Below are 18,974 nucleotides of genomic sequence, written 5' to 3' on the forward strand. Positions count from 1 at the left end.
GCGGCTATCTGGAATTTCAGTATATGTGCATGGGATTTATGCTGTGGAAAGATGATTTATGATTATCACTGTTGATATTTGTGGGTAATAGGCAGCACTAGCTCGATTATGCTGTGGCTACTTTCAAAAAACCGGCTACGGAAAGCTTTAGCGTCCAGCTGGTGGTTCTACTTCTTGGATTTTGCTTTGCGGATGCCGCTTGTTTTGCCATTACACTGCCGACAAGTCATTAAAAGTTCATTATTTTTTATATATCACTATTGTGTTTATGGTTTTTAGGATTCAAACTAGTGACCGGGGCAACCCATTTACTAATAAAATAAGGAACAATCAAATGAACAAGGACTTACGTTTAATACTGTTAAGTATAGCAAGTTTGTTTCCTCTATGCTTCAGTGGTCTGGCAGGCGCCGTTGAATTAGCGACTGATGTCAGCGACGCACAAGTAGTCGCACAGTACAACTATATCATTCATATTCTGGCGATGTTGCTGATTGGTTTTGGTTTTCTCATGGTATTCATCCGGAGATATGGTTTTGGCGCGATTACCGGCACCTATCTTGTTGTTGCAGTCAGTTTGCCTCTCTACATTTTACTTCGCGCCAATGGAATTTTTGGGCATGCGCTTGAGCCGCATACGTTAGACGCATTACTTTTTGCGGAATTGGCAGCAGCTACAGCGTTAATCGCTATGGGCGCAGTACTTGGACGCCTGCGGGTATTTCAATATGCGTTGCTGGCGCTGTTGGTGGTGCCCTTATATTTATTGAATGAATGGATTGTTCTGGACGATGCCTTCGGCTTAACAACAGGATTTCAGGATACAGCGGGATCGATTGTAATCCATGCTTTTGGCGCCTATTTTGGGATGGCCATGTCTATTGTATTGACTACTGCATATCAACGCAGTCGACCTATCGAGTCGGATCCTACTTCTGACCGTTATGCTATGCTGGGGTCGGTTGTTTTGTGGCTTTTCTGGCCGAGTTTTGCTACTGCTCTTGTCCCTCTCGAGCAAATGCCACAAACTGTTGTAAACACATTGCTTGCACTCAGTGGCGCAACGATCGCGACCTATTTTGTTAGTACCATGGTCAACAAAGGTAAAACATCAATGGTTGATATGGCTAATGCGGCGTTGGCAGGCGGTGTTGCCATTGGTTCAATTTGCGATGTCGTAAACCCTGCAGGCGCTTTTGCTATCGGTCTGCTTGCTGGCACCATTTCTGTTCTCGGCTACAGATATCTGCTACCGGCACTTGAATCAAAATTCAAATTGTATGATACCTGTGGCGTCCATAATTTACATGGCATGCCTGGACTATTGGGCGGATTCAGCGCATTTCTTATCATCCCGCCGAGCGTTGCAACAGCTCAACTTGCCGGTATTGGAATAACTCTGTTGATCGCTATAATTGGCGGCCTCATTGCAGGCATGTTAGTCAAGGTTACAGGCACCACACGTGAACCTTATGAAGACAGTGTTGAGTTTACTCATACCGAGGGACCGGAAGCAGAAACCGTGGTTGCCAAATTGCAAGCACGTATCGAAGCCTTAGAAAACAAAACTATAACGCAGCAACCTACGGTACAAGCAGGCTTAACTGAGTTAAGGACTGAACCAGACAAGCCCGCACCTCAAGGATAGAACAGGCTGAAATTAATATACCTTTGATGGAAGAAGTGAAGCCAGGCTGATTTAATCAAATATACACTTGTTTTGAGTAAAAACCAGAATCATCTGGTCTTCACTTTTTTTGTGTGTCAATCAGCGTTGAATTTTTTTAGTTATTTTCAAAAAACAGCGAGCAAGTTTATCAGTCTAATATTTATACCATTGTTTATGCAGTTTAATTTTTTTCATAATAGACGCTGATACTGAAAATACTGGATGCTGATTCACCCAAATTTGAAAATATCAGATTTTTTCTGATTCGATGGCAAACATGCGCTCTATGGGGTGTCGTCATGTATTATGTGCATTTATGCGCGTGCAGATTCCTGATGCTTGATGAATGTTTGTGAAAAGCGTTCAAAGCATAGCCACAGCTATGTTCAAGCGTTTTGAACAAACAGAATTGCACATAACACATGGCGACACCCCCTGCAAAACGTTTTTCAACAACCTGTTAAGTATGCCGTGATCAGAATTGGCCGTCATGAATATACGGTTGCGACCATAAAATCACCTGCATGAGCACGGACTTGCGCCAGGCGTCTTGCATCTTGTCAACATCTTCAGTGGAATGGCCGTCTTTTTCCAAAAAAGGGCGCAGCGTGGTAGTGATTGGCACCTGCAGCGCCAGCACATAGCGCAAATTGATAATCGGCTGTGCGTCGACGCCATCGGTTTTGTTCTTTTTGCTGGTGTGATGGCGCAGGCCGATTTCATACTGATAATTCAACCAGTCCTGGTCATACCTGGCATTTGCGGTATCCAGAATCCACTGGCCAAAGCGTTTGCGTACCGCGCCAAGATAATCCGTGTTAGGCTGGTTATCGGACTTGTTGGTAAAATAGTGAAGCAAAAACGGCGTAGAGCCGACAAAGCCGTACCAGACGTCGAGAATTTGTTCAACCTGGTCTTTCAGGATATCGTGCGACATTTTCAGGTAGCGCACATCATCGTCGCCGAATAAAGCTGCCTGTTTTAACCTGTCAAAATCATCCATTGACAAGGGGGATTTTGCTACTTCAGCACTGCCATAGGTATATCCGGGGATATTAGTCATAAATTTCCTTTCTCTTGATTAGCTGTTTGTGAATGTTGAACATGTTGACATATGCAGCAGTCAAATCTGTTGCGATATGTGCATCTAGTACTCTATCCATATGATATGCCGGGTTCAGTGCGTTTGTCAGTGTGTATTGTAAGGTGTGCCTGCAGGCAATATCATATGGATAGAGTACTAGGTTAAGCAAAAAATGCCGAGTGCGATTTTACCGCATTGGACGGCGAATGAATACAACTTCGCCACATCGTCCAGGAAGATTGATTTACATGTAAATTCAGTTGCTTTGATATGCTTTTTTAATTGTGCGCGGTCAATAAGTTATCGTATTAAACGTGATGGTTTGACCGGTGCGGGAAAAATTGCACTCAATGGGACAATATTTTAAATATGGAGAAGAAAATGATCACTAAACGCATATTCACAGTATTAGCCGCCATTGTTATGCTGGCGGGCGCGCCGTATTCTCTGGCCGAAACATTCCGGGGCGAGTTTTGCTGGCAGGTATTCAACCAGAACAACGAGCCTTATTGGAAGTACAAGTTTGGTGTCTATGAGAAAGAAGGCGGTTATTTTGCACTGTTCGGCTCGGTCGATTATGAAAATACTCTGTCGGCTGCGCACGGCAATGCCATACTGATCGGTGACAGTATCAAACTGACTATTGTGAGTTCCGACCGCGAAGAAGGCATTGAATTCTGGACGGAAACGTTAGCAGCCAAATTAAGCGCTTCGACGCTCAGCGGGACATGGAACGCAATCGAGCTGGTAAAAAGAGACGGCGAGAATGATGTGTTTGGCAGTCATCAACAAGGCACTATCAATCTGGTGGCGTGTCAGTAGCCGCAATGCACCATGGCGCTGTCAATGATGCCGAAAAAGATGACGGGTGTTTTTACAATGCACAGATTTAGCATGCCGGTTGTGCTCTCTGATATGATAGGGCATTCATAAAACAGCAATAACCAGACATGCGTTATCAGCGTGAATGCCTAACCTACATTTCGATACTTTAATCATTGGCAGCGGTCTGGCCGGATTCACGCTTGCCCTGAATCTGGCGCAAACCCAGCGGATAGGTATCGTCACAAAACAAACCCTTGATGACAGCGCCAGCGGCTGGGCGCAAGGCGGTATTGCTGCATCCTTATCCGATGAGGACACCCCGGAAAAGCATGTGCAGGACACGTTGATTGCCGGCGCAGGACTATGCGATGAATCAACTGTCCGGTTTGTAGCCGGGCATGCGCAAGAAGCCATAGGCTGGTTGATCAAGCAGGGTGTAGAATTTAGCAGAGACGATAATCACGGCACCGGTTATCATCTGACAAAGGAAGGCGGCCATAGTACGCGGCGCATCATACACAGCGGTGATGCGACGGGAAAGGCGGTTCAACAGACTTTGATCGAGCGGGTGCGCAGCTGTCCCAATATTCGGATACTGGAACAGCATATTGCCATTGATTTGATTACCAGCGATAAAATCCGCAAAAAACCCGTTTATGACAAACGCTGCATGGGCGCGTACGTGCTGGACCGGGACAAGGGGCGTGTGCGCACGTTTACGGCACAGAATACCGTTCTGGCAACCGGTGGCGCAAGCAAGGTTTATCTATACACCACCAACCCCGATACGGCGACGGGAGACGGTATTGCAATGGGGTGGCGTGCGGGCTGCCGGGTTGCCAATATGGAGTTCATTCAGTTTCATCCGACCTGCCTTTATCATCCGCATGCCAAATCGTTCCTGATCAGTGAAGCGGTTCGTGGTGAAGGCGGTCTGCTTAAATTGCCGAACGACGAATGCTTCATGGCCGATCATGATCAACGCGCCGAATTGGCGCCCCGTGATATCGTGGCGCGCGCAATTGATTTTGAGATGAAAAAACGCGGTCTGGATTGCATTTATCTGGATATCTCACATAAGCCGGCCAATTTCCTGCAGCAGCATTTCCCGACGATTTACGCACGTTGCCTGAAGCTTGGGGTAGACCTGACACAAGAACCCATTCCTGTTGTGCCTGCGGCGCACTATACCTGTGGCGGCATTCTCACAGACCGGACTGGGCGTACCGATCTGAAAAATTTATATGCTATTGGGGAAACCGCGCACACCGGGCTGCACGGCGCAAACCGGCTTGCCAGCAACTCGCTGCTGGAATGCCTAGTCGTTGCCCGTGCTGCGGCAGAGGATATCAACAGTCAATCAGCGGTATCAACGCCAGTGACTCCCGATTGGGACGAAAGCCGTGTCACCGATGCCGATGAGGAAATAGTTATTTCGCATAACTGGGATGAATTGCGCCGCTGCATGTGGAGTTATGTCGGAATCGTTCGAACCACCAAGCGCCTGCAGCGCGCGCAACACAGAATTGATTTGCTGCGTGAAGAAATCAATGAATATTATACGCATTTCCGTGTGTCCAGCGACCTGCTTGAACTGCGTAATCTGGTCGATACGGCCGATCTCATCGTGCGCAGCGCGATGCTCAGGCACGAAAGCCGGGGACTGCATTACAGCAGGGACTATCCGGATATGCTGGCGCAGGCGCGTAACACAGTGTTGCAAAAGCCGCTGTAGATCAGCGTTACGGCTGCTTAATCGACATTCGGTATATGTTCGAAAAAAGCAAGAATGTCGATTGCGATGCCGGTAAAACTGCGCATGCACGACATGGGAAGATTTCTTCAATCCGGCAGGTGAATAGCGCCAGCCTGAATATCGTATCAGCTGCTGGAATTCAAGACAGAGCAGATTAAAAACCGGAAAGTGGATTTATGGGTACAGACTGTACTTTCGTTAGAATCCATGAAAACCAGCAGGCATTATAATTACAGGCCAAAACCGGCGTCAGCCTGTAGTGGTTCAGTTCATAAGATTGGCCATGGTTGTAGCGATCAACTGAGGATTTTACAGTGAAAGATTTCCGGGGTGATGACATCTTCTGCATGACCGTTAGGTTTAAACAATTGCGTTGTAACTACTGCTTTTTATAGCCATATGCCTTGATTACTTCCCATTTAAAGTCATGCACATGCACCACATCATCGTCCAGTACCATCGATATGGCGCCCTTGGTTAACGGCAGAAGGTTCATTCTAATTTGCTTGATTCTGGGTTCATGCGATACAGCATGCCCTGCGTGCGTCATCTCCATTGTATGGTGGTCGTGAATCGGCTCCATGCTGACATCCAGTTGCGTAACGGTGTATTCACTGTTGCCATTATAAATGCTGCCACTAAAAATCCCCCAGCCAAAACCGGCGTCAATCCTGAGCTTTGATATTGTTTCAGCGGGCAGTTCAAGCGGGCAGGGACGGGTAGCTTCGGATTGACGGTCACACGGCACAGCACCGGGGGCACCGGGAGATTCGCTGGCAACTGCCGCATGCGTAACGGTTACAAGTACAGCAAGTATATACACGCATTGAATTAATAGAGAAGTTTTAATCATTTCATGTCCCCAAACCGGGCAGTTATTTTAATAGAGGCTGGCGCATTATAATTCCAATTAACTGTGGGTTTCAAAATGTATTTTAGCGGCTGAGAATAGCGCAGACAAAGCCGTTCAGTTTGCTTGCTTCTGTCAGTTAATGACAGCAGGCTCAACCAAATCCATAACAGGATTAGGGATTTAAATTTTGTGATGAGAGTGATTACCATTTTGCGAGAGGTTATAATAACGCCCAGATTTTGAATAATTTGATTATCAATACACTATATGCCAAAACAACCGATTCAGAGAACGCCTCTGCTCAGCGGCGAGGATGTCGACACAAAACGCGAAGAGATTCGCGCATATTTTCATGCCACACTCGATTGCTATGAACAGCTTTTCAAAACACTGCGCAATACGCAAGCTTATTACAAAAAATCGATTTCACTGCGCCACCCGCTAATTTTTTACTATGGTCATACGGCGACTTTTTATGTCAATAAGCTGATGCTGGCCGGCCTGATCACCGAGCGCATCAATCCTAAATTTGAGTCGATGTTTGCGGTCGGTGTGGATGAAATGAGCTGGGACGACCTGGATAACACCCATTACGACTGGCCCGCGGTTGAGGAAGTCACTGAATACCGCCGCAAAATACGCGAGATGGTTGACAGACTGATCAGTGATCTGCCATTGATATTACCTGTCAGCTGGGAAAGTCCTTTCTGGCCGGTTCTGATGGGTATCGAACACGAACAAATCCATCTGGAGACATCGTCTGTGCTGATCCGCCAGCATGCCATGGATTATGTGCAGCCGCACCCGCAGTGGCGTCCCTGTCAGAAAACCGGTGCGGCGCCTGCCAACGCGCTTATTCTTGTTCCGGCTGGCGCAATAAAAATCGGTAATAACAAATCCACGCACACGCACTACGGCTGGGATAATGAGTACGGCCAGCACAGCGCCGATATCGCCGCCTTTCAGGCCAGCAAGTATCTGGTCAGCAATCAGGAGTATCTGTCTTTCGTCGAAGCAAAAGGATACCAGACAGATAACTATTGGGAAGAAGAAGGTCTTTCGTGGCGCAACTTCAGCAAAGCGGCGCATCCCGCTTTCTGGGTCAAAAAAGGGGATGGCTGGTTTATGCGTACCATGACCGATGAAATACCGATGCCGTGGGACTGGCCGGTTGACGTCAATTATCATGAGGCAAAGGCGTTTTGCAACTGGAAAGCCCAAACCACCGGCCAGCCGGTCAGGCTGCCTACCGAAGATGAATGGTACCGCTTGTACGATGTCGCCGGTCTTTCTGAAGTGCCGCACGATAAACCCGCTGCGGGCAATCTGCATCTTGATTATTACGCTTCGAGCTGTCCGGTCAATGAATTTCAGCAGGGCGAATTTTACGATATAGCCGGTAATGTCTGGCAGTGGACGGAAACCCCGACTTATCCGTTCGAAGGTTTTGATGTGCATCCGTTGTATGACGATTTCACCACGCCGACTTTTGACAATCAGCACAACCTCATCAAAGGCGGCTCATGGATTTCCTGCGGCAACGAAACACTGCGAAGTTCGCGATACGCTTTCCGGCGGCATTTTTTCCAGCATGCCGGATTTCGTTACGTCGTTTCAGACGCGCCGGCCGTGGTGCAAACTTCGAATTATGAAACCGACAAACTGCTGTCTGAGTACGCTGAATTTCATTATGGCGACACATACTTCGATGTGCCCAATTTTCCCAAAACGCTGGCGGAAATAGCTATTGCGGCAATGGGCGGCAGACCGGCGCACAAGGCGCTTGATCTCGGCTGCGCATCCGGCCGTTCAACATTTGAACTCGCGCGTCATTTCGATCATGTTACCGGTATCGATTTTTCCGCACGTTTTATCGGTCAGGGCGTACAGCTGGCTCAGCAGGGCGTGCTGCGCTATACGCTGATTGACGAGGGTGATCTGGTGTTCTATAAGGAGCGCACGCTGAACGGTTTGGAGCTGGAGCACGTAAAAAATAAAGTGGCGTTTTATCAGGGCGATGCATGTAACCTGAAGCCGATCCATACGGATTACGATCTGATTCTGGCCGCCAATCTGATTGACCGTCTGTACGAACCGGCCAAACTGCTCAATACCATTCATACGCGCATCAACATGGGCGGATTGTTGCTGATGGCGTCACCCTATACCTGGCTGACCGAACATACCAAGAAAGAGCACTGGATTGGCGGATACAAGCGGGACGGTGAAAACTTCACAACGCTGGACGGATTGAAAGCAATTCTCGGCAAACATTTCAAATTGATTCAGGGCCCGCAATCCGTACCGTTTGTCATCCGCGAAACAAGCCATAAACATCAGCATACCTTGTCAGAGGTGACTGTCTGGGAGCGGGTGCTTTGAGTGCCGGTATAGGCCCGGAATTTTTCGATCGATATATTGATCGTACTGGTACCAGCAGTACCAAGTACGATGGCCGCAAAGCAATGTTTGGCCAGCCGGATGTGATACCGGCCTGGGTGGCGGACATGGATTTTGCCGCGCCTCCCGCAGTTACGCATGCATTACTTGAACGCGCCGGACACCCGGTTTACGGTTATACATTGTTTCCGGACAGTCTTTACGATGCATCGGTTGCCTGGATGCAACGGCGTCATGGCTGGACGATTGAACGCGACTGGCTTGTCATGTGTCCCGGTGTGGTGCCTTCATTGAACGCGGCTGTCATGGCATTTACCCAGCCTGGTGAATCGGTGATTATTCAACCACCGGTCTATTTCCCGTTTTTTTCGGCCGTTACCGGGGCGGGCAGAAAACTCATCGAAAATCCCCTGAAGTATGAACATGGCCGTTATAGCATAGATTTTGATCATCTGGAGCATTGTGCAAAAAATGCGCGATTGCTGTTGTTGTGTTCTCCGCATAATCCGGTCGGACGTATCTGGACGCCGCAAGAACTGGTGCAGTTATTACAGATCGCTGAGAGATATGATCTCATGATTTTGTCCGACGAAATACATGCCGATCTGATTTATCCAAAAAACAGACATACTGTACTGGCCACGCGCGCGGGCAGCGAGAACCGTGTTATGACTGCCATGGCGCCGAGTAAAACATTTAATATTCCCGGCTTGAATCTTTCCATGCTGATTATTCCGGACAAAACAATCCGCGACGCCATCACCGGAATTTTTGAAACATGGCATGTCAGCGCGTCCAATCCGTTCAGTATCGCCGCTTTTGAGGCTGCGTACCGTGAAGGAGACGTGTGGCTGGAAACATTGTGTCATTATCTGCGCAATACACGTGATTGCGTCGCAGCTTTTCTGGACGAATATCTCCCGCACATTCGCCTTATCTGGCCCGAGGGCACCTATTTGCTCTGGTTGGATTGCAAAGCAATGGACATGACGGATGCAGCGTTACAACAGTTTTTCATCCAGCAAGCCGGCGCTGGTCTGAGTCCGGGAATATTATTCGGCAGACAGGGAAGCGGATTTATGCGCCTGAATATCGGTGCGCCCCAACAAACCGTGATGCAGATACTGGAGAATATCCGGGCGGCATATCCGGCCAGTCAAAAGGACTGAAATCATGACTGTTACCGTTTTGTGAAAAATACTGCCCAGTCCGGCGCAAGCAGGACGCCCGCCACGGAATACCGGGCGCTGATGCAAGACGGCGAATTGAAGCTGGATGCGGATCAGGCCGGCGCTGTTGCGGCACTGGAACGATTGCATCATGAATTGTCAGGCTATACGCCCGCGGGGATCCGGAAGAACGGCTGGTTTGCCCGTTTCTTCTACAAACACGACAACATACCGGAGCCGCCCAGAGGCATTTACCTATACGGCGGTGTCGGCCGCGGCAAGTCCATGCTGATGGATTTGTTTTATGGCGTAGCGCCCGTAGAAATTAAGCGGCGTGTGCATTTTCATGAATTCATGCTCGAGATTCATCATCACCTGAAAGCCTGGCACCGCCTTTCTTCGCAACAGCGCAAACAGACAGTCAAAGATCTGCAGAATATGCAAGGCAGAAAAATTGACCTGGATGATCCCATGCCTGCCATCGGACAACAGATTGCCAGACAGGCAGTGCTGTTATGTTTTGATGAGCTTCAGGTAAGCGATATTGCTGACGCCATGGTCGTTGCCAGGCTATTCAACGAATTATTCAGACAGGGCGTCGTCGTCGTGGCCACTTCGAACAGGCAACCGGACGACTTGTATAAAAACGGCCTGAACCGGCACCGGTTTGTACCGTTTATCGACCATGTAAAAGCAGTAATGGAAGTTATCGCCCTGAATGGCCCGATGGATTACCGCTACGACCGGCTGAAAGGCATTGATACGTACTTTTATCCCGTCAATGAACAAACAACCACAGCATTGTCTACCGTTTTTTTTCGTTTGACGGACCGCAGCGTGGAAGATCGAGACAAAGTGCCGAGCGGAGAACTGATTGTACAGGGACGCAAGCTGTTCGTGCCAAAATCGGCGCGTGGCGTGGCGGTTTTTTCATTCAAGCGGCTCTGCGCCAATCCGCTGGGTCCGGCCGATTATCTGGCCATCGCCAGGGCCTACCACACCGTTATTGTGGTGGCGATTCCGCAATTTACCCATGAAAACGCCAGTGAAGCGACACGTTTCATTCATTTCATCGATGCGCTGTATGAGCATGGTGTCAAATTATTGTGCTCGGCAGCTGTGCCGCCTGAGCTGCTTTATCAATCGGGTAATTCGGGCTTTGAATTTGAACGCACGGTTTCAAGATTGGTGGAAATGCAATCAAAAGACTATCTGACACGGGGGCATGGAAAACCGAATCCGGGATAATCCTCTCCTGCGTACCAGCTGCTTTAATCCAATGGATGGAGAAGTCCATTCCGTTGGGTTAACCGCGTTTCTGGCCGCTTGCATAGAAAAATCCTCCGGCTGCGCCGATTAACAGGCCCAGCGTACTGGCAGCCACAATACCTGTGAACGCCGTTTCTCCGGAACCCACTGTTATCAGCATCGGTCCGAAAAAACCAAAGACAAATCCAAATGCGCCGAAAATGAGCGCGCCTGCCGATACCGCGGCGCTGACACTGATTTGTCTACCGCTAAGCAGCTTCCATGTACACCAGCCAACCCAGCCTGCACAAGCCAGCGACAAAGCCATGCCTGTCCAGTGCGCGGGGTTTGTGGTGATGAGCAATACGGTTTGTATATAGAAACCAACAAAACCGGATAATAACAGGGAGATTGCTATTTTTAATGCTGTCTTCATGCTGTGAAATAATAAAAAGTGCAGTTATTGCCTTTCCGCCTGGATCGATACCTTGCGGAACCGGCACTGGCGACTGATACTGCAATAGTATCATCATCTGAAAAGGAGTTTTAAATTCGGCTGTGGTTTGAATCCATAAATGCGCAACGATGATATAAACACCAAACTTGTGTCTAACCTTTCAAATGCCTATACTGAGCCGGCTTGCTGATAACATGTAGGACCGCTCATGAAAAAAGAGACATGCATTATTCATCCACCATCGAAACACGGCAGCATCAATCAGATCTTTGATAATATCTGGTTCGTGAAAGGTCAGCTCAACATGGCCATGTTCCTGCCCATGTATATTTCAAGATCCATGACAATCATCAGAGATAACGCCGGGCTGACCCTGATCAATCCGATACGGCTATCCGAATCGGGCATGCAGGCGCTGGAAAGTCTGGGAAAAATCAGCACGGTTATCAGGATCGGGGGTTTTCACGGCAGAGACGAGGCTTTCTTCAAGGCGCGGTATAATGCAACAATATATGCCCTTAAAGGCCAGGTTTATACGCGTAAAGTCACTAGTTTGCCGAATGACGCAGCAACCGGTTACATGCAAGCGGATGTCGTGCTGGATGTTAAGGACCCTTTACCCATAGCCAACGCTTCGCTGATCTGGTTTCAAACCGCCCGTCCGGCCGAGGCCGTTCTGAAGCTCGAGCAAAATGACGGTATTCTGATTACAGCGGATTCACTGCAGAATACGCCGCATCCGGACGAATATCATAACTGGCTGGCAAAGATCATGATGCAAAGCATGGGGTTTTTTCATCCCTATCATATCGGGCCGGGCTGGCTCAGGTATTCCGGTGTCGACAAAAATGAAGTCAAAGCGTTGCTGAATTGCGATTTCAGTCATGTCCTTCCTGGACACGGCGATCCGGTGATTGCAGACGCCAGAGAAAAATACCGGCCTGCGTTGGAAAGCATCGCTTAAAACACCACTGTAAACGCCACTGTTTACGGCTGGCTGGTGAACGGCTTGACCCATGATCAGTTTATGATACGCTTCAGCGCGTATATCAAATAACCGGAGATAGTATGGCCGCAGATTCCAGAACGCAAAATATGGCCTTGTTTTGTGACTTTGAAAACATCGCGCTGGGTGTGCGGGACGTCAAATACGCGGCGTTCGATATTAAAAAGGTACTCGAGCGTTTGTTGCTCAAAGGCAATATCGTTGTTAAAAAAGCTTACTGTGACTGGGAGCGTTACAAGGAGTTCAAGGCGGCCATGCATGAAGCGGCTTTTGAGCTTATCGAGATCCCGCACGTGCGCCAGTCGGGGAAGAACTCGGCCGATATACGCATGGTCGTCGATGCGCTTGATCTCTGCTACACCAAGGCGCATGTCGATACTTTCGTTATTATCAGCGGCGACTCCGATTTTTCGGCGCTGGTAAGCAAACTGCGCGAAAACAACAAAGTGGTCATCGGCGTTGGCGTCAAAAAATCCACATCCGACTTGCTGACTGCCAATTGCGATGAATTTATCTACTACGACGATCTGATCCGCGAAACCGATAAACAGCATAAAGCCAAACGTAAAATCGCAACCAGAAAATCCGCGCCGCAGGCGAATGCGCAATCCGAAGAAGACAAGAAGCAGGAGGCGTTGGATCTGGTGATGGAAACGGTTGAAGACTTATTTGAAGAACGCGGCGCTGAAGAAAAAGTCTGGGGGTCGATGGTCAAACAGACGCTCAAACGGCGCAAACCCGGTTTCAATGAAACCTATCACGGATTCCGGACCTTTGGAAAGCTCCTCGAAGCCGCGCAGGCCAACAAATTGCTGGCGCTGGAACATGATGAAAAATCAGGCGGCTATATCATTAAAAGTATTGCGCAGGAAGAATGAAAAACCGTTGCATGCTTTTGTTTGCTATGGCCGGTTATTGTGCCTGATCATGAGGCGCGCTGCCGGTGTTGATTCGCGCGCGCAGCGGTTTGCGCGCCTCTGTATGTACACGAGCAGGCCAGACTACTCGGCGCTTTTAGCCGTCAGAGAGCCCAGAAAAGCCTTGATGTCCCTGACCATGCCGTGACCGGCATGGTCCCGCCCCAGCTGATGTTTCGCCATGAGCTCGATCGCCTCATCCAGCGTTTCAACCGAGCCGTCATGAAAATACGGTGCTGTTTTGGTAATGTTTCTCAGGCTTGGCACCTTGAATACTTTTTTGTCGGTTTCAAGTCCGGTGACTTCGTATCGCCCCATATCCGATGTTTCATAGGGCTCGACCAGGCCGATCTTTTTGTAGGAATTACCGCCGACAAGCGCGCCGTTGTGACAGGTGACGCAACCTATGTTGATGAATTTCTTCAGGCCTCTTTTCTCGCTTTTACTCAACGCATCCTTGTCGCCCTTGAGAAAATCATCAAACCGCGACGGCGTTAGCAGGGTTCGTTCGAAAGCACCGATCGCCACCCCGATGTTCTTGTACTTCAACGGATCTTTTTCGCCGCTGAAGGCTTCAGCGAACAGTGATTGATATTCGTCTATGCCCTTCAGTTTTTTGACCACAGCTTCTTCGCTTGGCATGCCCATTTCAACGGGGTTCAAAATTGGCCCCAGCGCCTGCTCCTCGACATCTGCGGCGCGGCCGTCCCAGAATTGCGCGATATGCAGCGCGGCATTCATGGTCGTTGGCGAGTTCCTGTCTCCGCGCTCGCCTTCATGGCCGGGCGAGGTCGGCTCATTATCCACGCCGAAGTTGCTGAGGCTGTGGCATGAATTGCACGAAATCTTGTCATTGACAGATAATCGCGGATCCATGTACAGTTTTTTCCCAAGCTTTATCAGCGCGGCATTTTTTTGTTCATCGATAATGGACGCAGGCAGCGGCTCAAAAAACCGCTTGAGTTGAGTTTCATCCAGCTTGCCGCCATGCCCATGACCTCCACCGCCACCATGCCCGTGGCCATGATCGCCGTCACCGTGGCCACCATGCTTGCCGCCACCGTGACCTTCTTTGTCATGTCCCATACCGCCATGTCCGTGCCCATGACCATGACCGTTATCATGTCCGTCACTGCGATGCGCTTCGCTTTTATGTTCTTGTGCCTGCGCGGGTTCTGCATCGGGATGATCTCTTGTGTCCTCCGCTGTGACTGTCTGTGCATACATAAAAAATGCCAGTATTAAAATCAGTTTCATATGACCTCCTCAATTGATTGTCAGAATTTTACAGACCGTAGCCGGTTGAAGAATTTTCAGTATCACCGTCCACCGCCGGACCAGATAAAACAAACGAAAAGCCGGTTGTGCGCGTCAGTCCACCAGCCATCCCTAAACGGGGTTCTCCAAAACCAGCTTGCACAGAAGAAAAGCTTAATCCAGCCAGCCGGATTAGTAAAGTCAAGCCGGTAAGTTATCGCAGACCTGCGGCAAAAAGAATACGTGCGAATACGTACCTTGCGGCAAAACGTGACTGGTTGCCGTCCCGTTTCCGAAAAGAGTGTGATAAGCTGTTTGCCAGCGCCATGCCGGACTATTTCATCCATCAATCATTCATTCATTTCAAAGACGATACCGATGAGCAATCTGCAAGACCGATCCCATGAACAGATACTGGCGGTGGAGAACGCGTTCGGCGCGCATACCTACAAGCCGCTTGACGTCATTCTGTCGCGCGGCGCCGGCGTATGGGTGTGGGATATCGACGGACGCAAATATATGGATTGCCTGTCAGCGTATTCGGCCGTCAATCAGGGCCACTGCCATCCGCGTATTCATGCGGCGCTGGTGGAACAGTCCGGGCGGCTGGCGCTCACCTCGCGGGCTTTTCACAACGACCAGCTGGCGGCTTTTTACCAGGATGTCTGCGCATTGACCAATGCCCATAAGGTGTTGCCCATGAACAGCGGCGCGGAAGCGGTGGAAAGCGCGCTCAAGACGGTGCGCAAATGGGGGTACGAAGTCAAGGGAATCCCGCACGATCAGGCTGAAATCATCGTTTGCGAAAACAACTTTCACGGCCGCACGATTACCATCGTCGGGTTCAGTGACGATTATAATTCGCGGCACAATTTCGGTCCTTTCGCGCCCGGATTCAAAACCGTCCCTTTTGGTGATGCGCAGGCGCTGGAGCAGGCTATTACGCCGAACACCGCGGGTTTCCTGGTCGAACCGGTTCAGGGTGAAGCCGGTGTCATTATTCCGCCGGACGGTTATCTGGCACAGGTGCGTGAAATCTGCAGCCGCAATAACGTCGTGTTGATTCTGGATGAAATCCAGACCGGGCTGGGCCGGACCGGCAGACTGCTGGCCGAGGAACATGAACATATCGAAGCCGACATCACCGTGCTCGGCAAGGCGCTGTCGGGCGGCATGTATCCGGTCTCCGCCGTGCTGTCCAACAGCGAAACGCTGGGGGTTCTGCAGCCCGGTCAGCATGGCAGCACTTTCGGCGGCAATCCTGCCGCCTGTGCCGTGGCGCGGATGGCGCTTAAAGTACTGGTTGAGGAAGGTATGATTGAAAACGCCGCACAGATGGGAAAACGTTTTATGGCCGGGCTAAAAACCATTCAAAATCCGCGTATCAAAGAGATACGCGGGCGCGGTCTGATGATGGCGGTGGAGTTTTATCCGGAAGCCGGCCATGCCGGAACTGTATGCGGCGCGTTGAAGCAGCAGGGAATTCTGGCCAAAGAAACGCACGAATCCACCGTCCGTCTGGCGCCCCCGCTGATTATCACCAGATCTGAAGTGGACTGGGCGCTGGATCGCATTATTCCGGTGCTGTCGTCTCATGGCTGTGCATAGATCCGTTCCCGCATTGATCGGTGTGCCGACCGACCTGGGCGCCAGCCGCCGCGGATGCTCCATGGGGCCTGAGGCGCTGCGCGTGGCCGGGATTGCTGCAGTTCTGGAACGCCTGTGCGGCAGGATTGTGGACGCGGGCGACATCAAGGGCCCGCGCGTAAGGCAGGAAACGGCCAGCAGAGGCTACCGCCATTTCGACGCGGCAGTCGCCTGGTTTCAGAAACTGTCTTCATCGGTTTATGAAACCCTGACAAGCGGGCAGTGCCCGGTGGTGCTGGGCGGTGATCATGCCATTGCTGCCGGATCGATTTCGGGGGTTGCGCGTTACTGCCGCGAACGCGGGATTCCGCTGACCATACTCTGGCTTGACGCGCATGCAGACTTCAATACGCCGGCCACCTCGCCGTCCGGCAATCTCCACGGCATGCCCGTGGCGCTGCTGACCGACACGGATTCGGAAATGCTGCGCTGCATGGGACCGGATTATACGCCGATTGCGGTGGACAGTTTTCAGCTGGTCGGCGTACGCTCCATCGACCATGTCGAAAAACAGGCCGTGCTGGCGGCCGGGCTCGCGGTCTATGACATGCGGCAGATTGACGAACGCGGCATGCGTGCGGTCATGGAGGAAGTTCTGGAAAAAGCGGTAGCACGGGGCGGACATCTGCATGTCAGTTTCGACATCGATTTTCTCGACCCGCTGATCGCGCCGGGAACCGGCACGCCGGTCAAAGGCGGTCCCGACTACCGCGAAGCGCAGCTGTGCATGGAAATGATTTACGACACCGGCCTGTTCGGTTCCCTGGATCTCGTAGAAATCAACCCGGCGCTGGACATGCGCAACCAGACCGCGGAAACCGCCGTCGAAATGACAGCCAGCCTGTTCGGAGAGCAGATACTGGCGCGCCACGGCGGGTCGAAACGCTGATCGGCCGGATGATGCGTTAACGCTGACATCCCTGCAGCAATGAACGGCGTATTAGATAAATTTTGCATACGCACTATGTTATTATTTCATTCGCCGGCCACTATGCATCCGGAACAGAGTAAATGACACCAACAATACATCGAGAAAAAGGATACCGGCTCTTTTTCTTTTCGAGAGAGGAAGCACGAAAACATATTCACGTATATTGTGGAGATGGTGAAGCAAAATTCTGGCTGGAGCCCCAGATAGAACTGGCAAAAAATTACCGGCTGTCGCGGTTTCAGCTTAAAGAGATTGAAGTGATTATTGAGACGCACTACGATGAATTCAAAGCCGCTTGGGAAAAACACTTCGGCAGTTGAAGTGACCGCTATTACGAAACATGGTGTCTGGATACTTACCAGCGACCGCGAGCTTTTTATGCCTTATGAAGAATTTCCCTGGTTTAAAAACGCCCCGGCCGGAAAGATTTTCAATGTTGAAGAGCAAACCCCTGGCCACTTCTATTGGCCGGACCTGGATATTGATCTGGGGGTTGAATCCATCGAGCATCCAGAGCGTTTTCCGCACAAGGCAAAATAAAACACATAACCGGCAATGATTTTTATTGAATCCGTACCACCTCACCACAATGTGGTGCGCCGCGGATGCAAACAGGCTGCCGCCGCTGTTGTTTGGTTTGCACCGCCGGACACCGGGCCCGGTCCGGTTTACGCTGTGATCAAAAGCCCGCCAGCATCAGGTATTCTCCCGCAAACAGGCCTACGGACGCGAGTATCAGCAACAAGGCGCGCATGACCGGCTGTTCCAGCATGGGTTGAAAAATACCCCGTTGATCTACTTGAGTTTTCTCATGTAGGGATGATTTTCAGGATCGGCGTCGCCGATAAAGTTCTCGGCGCTCATGACAACGGCCTGTTTGAGTTTTTGCGCTGAGTTTTTCCAGTAGCGTCTTCGTATAGAACACACACGGTCAGTTTGGCCTGGTGAACATCCAGTGCAGCAACGCAGCGATAGATTGGTTTCAGTTCCATGGCATCTCCCTCTTGGTGTAAACTTTGTAAAGGGAGACATCGGATGTGATTGTTGTTGTAAATCTCTGAGACGAAATACGTCTCGACCTTATTACTGTGCGCTCTTATTAGATGCATTCCGGGGTACGGGCAACAATCACGGATCACGTTAGGTATCGGGATGGTATCTCCAAAAATCTGATCGATCTCAATCCGATGCCTCCCATATAGTATCTTTCATTTTCCGGGGTGATGATATCTTCTACATGACCGTTAGGTTTAACGTACGTTCTCTATGGAAGCTGAAGTTTCCCTTTTTTCCCTATGCGACCATCCGCAATAATGCTTTGATGAGAGAATTTTGTTCGGGTTTGCCTGGCTTGGGGCAAAAGGTAACAAAATCTTTATCGAATGCGGCCTGAGTAATCAGTTTTCTAACATCGGAGAAGGCGAAGTGACTTCGATTGTTAACAGCGTAACAACGCTGCGGTGTTTTATCAAGGCGATCTGCGTATATCCAGGTGATGGCGGTGGCCATCATGCAGAAGCTGAGGTGATTCATAACGGCATGCGGCGTACGGGTTTGGCTTTTTATGCTTCCAATTTCCTGCTTGATCTCTTTGAAACCGGCCTCGATTTTCCAGCGAGCGCCATAGTATTCGATGATCTGCTCGACGGTGAGATCAAGATCAGTGGTAAAGAATGCAACCCATTGTGATTTTCGGTAGGCCCAGACGACACGCACGGCACATTTGAGTGTTTTCAACATGCAGATGTGATCGTA

Annotated in this window: 19 protein-coding genes; 12 read left to right on the plus strand and 7 right to left on the minus strand. The window is 50.1% G+C overall.

The window, feature by feature from the left end; all coding sequences use genetic code 11:
- Nucleotides 1-199 precede the first annotated feature (199 nt).
- The gene (locus tag BMY60_RS12530; protein WP_256250828.1) at nt 200-1,648 is read left to right on the plus strand and encodes an ammonium transporter; all 1,449 of its coding nucleotides are present in this window, start codon (nt 200-202) and stop codon (nt 1,646-1,648) included.
- 496 nt (nt 1,649-2,144) lie between these two features.
- On the opposite strand, the gene BMY60_RS12535 is transcribed toward BMY60_RS12530, so the two are convergent.
- Nucleotides 2,145-2,732: a protoglobin domain-containing protein gene (locus tag BMY60_RS12535; RefSeq protein ID WP_090334064.1), complete on the minus strand. Its 588-nt coding sequence runs from the start codon at nt 2,730-2,732 to the stop codon at nt 2,145-2,147.
- Nucleotides 2,733-3,134: 402 nt separating this feature from the next.
- On the opposite strand from BMY60_RS12535, the gene BMY60_RS12540 reads away from it, so the two are divergent.
- Together BMY60_RS12540 and nadB are read left to right on the plus strand one after the other, a co-directional pair.
- The gene (locus BMY60_RS12540) at nt 3,135-3,575 is read left to right on the plus strand and encodes a hypothetical protein (RefSeq protein WP_090334066.1); all 441 of its coding nucleotides are present in this window, start codon (nt 3,135-3,137) and stop codon (nt 3,573-3,575) included.
- 145 nt (nt 3,576-3,720) lie between these two features.
- Nucleotides 3,721-5,313, plus strand: a complete 1,593-nt coding sequence (gene nadB / locus BMY60_RS12545) for an L-aspartate oxidase (protein WP_090334067.1) — start codon at nt 3,721-3,723, stop codon at nt 5,311-5,313.
- A gap of 400 nt (nt 5,314-5,713) precedes the next feature.
- Here the strand turns inward: nadB and BMY60_RS12550 are convergent, their stop codons facing one another.
- The gene (locus tag BMY60_RS12550; protein WP_090334069.1) at nt 5,714-6,187 is read right to left on the minus strand and encodes a hypothetical protein; all 474 of its coding nucleotides are present in this window, start codon (nt 6,185-6,187) and stop codon (nt 5,714-5,716) included.
- 267 nt (nt 6,188-6,454) lie between these two features.
- On the opposite strand from BMY60_RS12550, the gene ovoA reads away from it, so the two are divergent.
- From ovoA to zapE, 3 genes are read left to right on the plus strand one after another with little or no spacing between them, the layout of a single operon-like run.
- Nucleotides 6,455-8,569 carry a 5-histidylcysteine sulfoxide synthase gene (ovoA, locus tag BMY60_RS12555; protein WP_090334070.1) on the plus strand — a complete coding sequence of 705 codons (2,115 nt, stop codon included), beginning with the start codon at nt 6,455-6,457 and terminating at the stop codon, nt 8,567-8,569.
- Nucleotides 8,566-9,756 carry a MalY/PatB family protein gene (locus BMY60_RS12560; RefSeq protein ID WP_256250829.1) on the plus strand — a complete coding sequence of 397 codons (1,191 nt, stop codon included), beginning with the start codon at nt 8,566-8,568 and terminating at the stop codon, nt 9,754-9,756. The genes ovoA and BMY60_RS12560 overlap by 4 nt, the downstream gene beginning before the upstream one ends.
- Nucleotides 9,757-9,777: 21 nt before the next feature.
- Complete coding sequence (gene zapE / locus BMY60_RS12565) at nt 9,778-11,004, plus strand: cell division protein ZapE (RefSeq protein WP_256250830.1); 1,227 nt, start codon at nt 9,778-9,780, stop codon at nt 11,002-11,004.
- A gap of 58 nt (nt 11,005-11,062) precedes the next feature.
- Here the strand turns inward: zapE and BMY60_RS12570 are convergent, their stop codons facing one another.
- The gene (locus BMY60_RS12570) at nt 11,063-11,440 is read right to left on the minus strand and encodes a hypothetical protein (RefSeq protein ID WP_090334072.1); all 378 of its coding nucleotides are present in this window, start codon (nt 11,438-11,440) and stop codon (nt 11,063-11,065) included.
- 229 nt (nt 11,441-11,669) lie between these two features.
- Here BMY60_RS12570 and BMY60_RS12575 point away from each other — a divergent pair, with 229 nt between their 5' ends.
- Both BMY60_RS12575 and BMY60_RS12580 read left to right on the plus strand, forming a co-directional pair.
- Nucleotides 11,670-12,425: a hypothetical protein gene (locus tag BMY60_RS12575; protein WP_090334074.1), complete on the plus strand. Its 756-nt coding sequence runs from the start codon at nt 11,670-11,672 to the stop codon at nt 12,423-12,425.
- 104 nt (nt 12,426-12,529) lie between these two features.
- Complete coding sequence (locus BMY60_RS12580; protein WP_090334076.1) at nt 12,530-13,345, plus strand: NYN domain-containing protein; 816 nt, start codon at nt 12,530-12,532, stop codon at nt 13,343-13,345.
- Nucleotides 13,346-13,468: 123 nt separating this feature from the next.
- Here BMY60_RS12580 and BMY60_RS12585 read toward each other — a convergent pair whose 3' ends face one another.
- Together BMY60_RS12585 and BMY60_RS15820 are read right to left on the minus strand one after the other, a co-directional pair.
- Nucleotides 13,469-14,641: a cytochrome-c peroxidase gene (locus BMY60_RS12585; RefSeq protein ID WP_256250831.1), complete on the minus strand. Its 1,173-nt coding sequence runs from the start codon at nt 14,639-14,641 to the stop codon at nt 13,469-13,471.
- A 28-nt stretch (nt 14,642-14,669) separates the two neighbouring features.
- Nucleotides 14,670-14,846 carry a hypothetical protein gene (locus BMY60_RS15820; protein ID WP_177166672.1) on the minus strand — a complete coding sequence of 59 codons (177 nt, stop codon included), beginning with the start codon at nt 14,844-14,846 and terminating at the stop codon, nt 14,670-14,672.
- A gap of 173 nt (nt 14,847-15,019) precedes the next feature.
- Between BMY60_RS15820 and rocD the strand changes: the two genes are divergently transcribed.
- From rocD to BMY60_RS12605, 4 genes are all read left to right on the plus strand, one after another.
- Nucleotides 15,020-16,249 carry an ornithine--oxo-acid transaminase gene (gene rocD, locus BMY60_RS12590; RefSeq protein WP_090334077.1) on the plus strand — a complete coding sequence of 410 codons (1,230 nt, stop codon included), beginning with the start codon at nt 15,020-15,022 and terminating at the stop codon, nt 16,247-16,249.
- Nucleotides 16,236-17,177: an arginase gene (gene rocF / locus BMY60_RS12595; protein WP_090334079.1), complete on the plus strand. Its 942-nt coding sequence runs from the start codon at nt 16,236-16,238 to the stop codon at nt 17,175-17,177. The genes rocD and rocF overlap by 14 nt, the downstream gene beginning before the upstream one ends.
- A 122-nt stretch (nt 17,178-17,299) precedes the next feature.
- Nucleotides 17,300-17,539: a DUF4160 domain-containing protein gene (locus tag BMY60_RS12600; protein WP_090334081.1), complete on the plus strand. Its 240-nt coding sequence runs from the start codon at nt 17,300-17,302 to the stop codon at nt 17,537-17,539.
- Nucleotides 17,499-17,759, plus strand: coding sequence for a DUF2442 domain-containing protein (locus BMY60_RS12605; RefSeq protein WP_090334082.1), 261 nt, complete (start codon nt 17,499-17,501; stop codon nt 17,757-17,759). The genes BMY60_RS12600 and BMY60_RS12605 overlap by 41 nt, the downstream gene beginning before the upstream one ends.
- A 255-nt stretch (nt 17,760-18,014) precedes the next feature.
- Here the strand turns inward: BMY60_RS12605 and BMY60_RS16360 are convergent, their stop codons facing one another.
- Nucleotides 18,015-18,146 carry a hypothetical protein gene (locus BMY60_RS16360; protein ID WP_256250832.1) on the minus strand — a complete coding sequence of 44 codons (132 nt, stop codon included), beginning with the start codon at nt 18,144-18,146 and terminating at the stop codon, nt 18,015-18,017.
- A 366-nt stretch (nt 18,147-18,512) separates the two neighbouring features.
- The coding region (locus BMY60_RS12610) for a transposase (RefSeq protein ID WP_177166673.1) at nt 18,513-18,974 on the minus strand (462 nt) is incomplete at its 5' end.

The organism is Nitrosomonas sp. Nm51 (assembly GCF_900111165.1).
Taxonomy (GTDB): domain Bacteria; phylum Pseudomonadota; class Gammaproteobacteria; order Burkholderiales; family Nitrosomonadaceae; genus Nitrosomonas.

Excerpts from the sequence above, each read along its gene's own strand:
- BMY60_RS12600 (WP_090334081.1), top strand. The coding sequence starts at position 17,300 with ATGACACCAACAATACATCGAGAAAAAGGATACCGGCTCTTTTTCTTT.
- BMY60_RS12585 (WP_256250831.1), bottom strand. The coding sequence starts at position 14,641 with ATGAAACTGATTTTAATACTGGCATTTTTTATGTATGCACAGACAGTC.
- BMY60_RS12535 (WP_090334064.1), bottom strand. The coding sequence starts at position 2,732 with ATGACTAATATCCCCGGATATACCTATGGCAGTGCTGAAGTAGCAAAA.
- BMY60_RS12570 (WP_090334072.1), bottom strand. The coding sequence starts at position 11,440 with ATGAAGACAGCATTAAAAATAGCAATCTCCCTGTTATTATCCGGTTTT.
- nadB (WP_090334067.1), top strand. The coding sequence starts at position 3,721 with ATGCCTAACCTACATTTCGATACTTTAATCATTGGCAGCGGTCTGGCC.
- rocD (WP_090334077.1), top strand. The coding sequence starts at position 15,020 with ATGAGCAATCTGCAAGACCGATCCCATGAACAGATACTGGCGGTGGAG.
- BMY60_RS12605 (WP_090334082.1), top strand. The coding sequence starts at position 17,499 with ATGAATTCAAAGCCGCTTGGGAAAAACACTTCGGCAGTTGAAGTGACC.
- rocF (WP_090334079.1), top strand. The coding sequence starts at position 16,236 with ATGGCTGTGCATAGATCCGTTCCCGCATTGATCGGTGTGCCGACCGAC.
- BMY60_RS12580 (WP_090334076.1), top strand. The coding sequence starts at position 12,530 with ATGGCCGCAGATTCCAGAACGCAAAATATGGCCTTGTTTTGTGACTTT.
- BMY60_RS12550 (WP_090334069.1), bottom strand. The coding sequence starts at position 6,187 with ATGATTAAAACTTCTCTATTAATTCAATGCGTGTATATACTTGCTGTA.
- ovoA (WP_090334070.1), top strand. The coding sequence starts at position 6,455 with ATGCCAAAACAACCGATTCAGAGAACGCCTCTGCTCAGCGGCGAGGAT.
- BMY60_RS12540 (WP_090334066.1), top strand. The coding sequence starts at position 3,135 with ATGATCACTAAACGCATATTCACAGTATTAGCCGCCATTGTTATGCTG.
- BMY60_RS12575 (WP_090334074.1), top strand. The coding sequence starts at position 11,670 with ATGAAAAAAGAGACATGCATTATTCATCCACCATCGAAACACGGCAGC.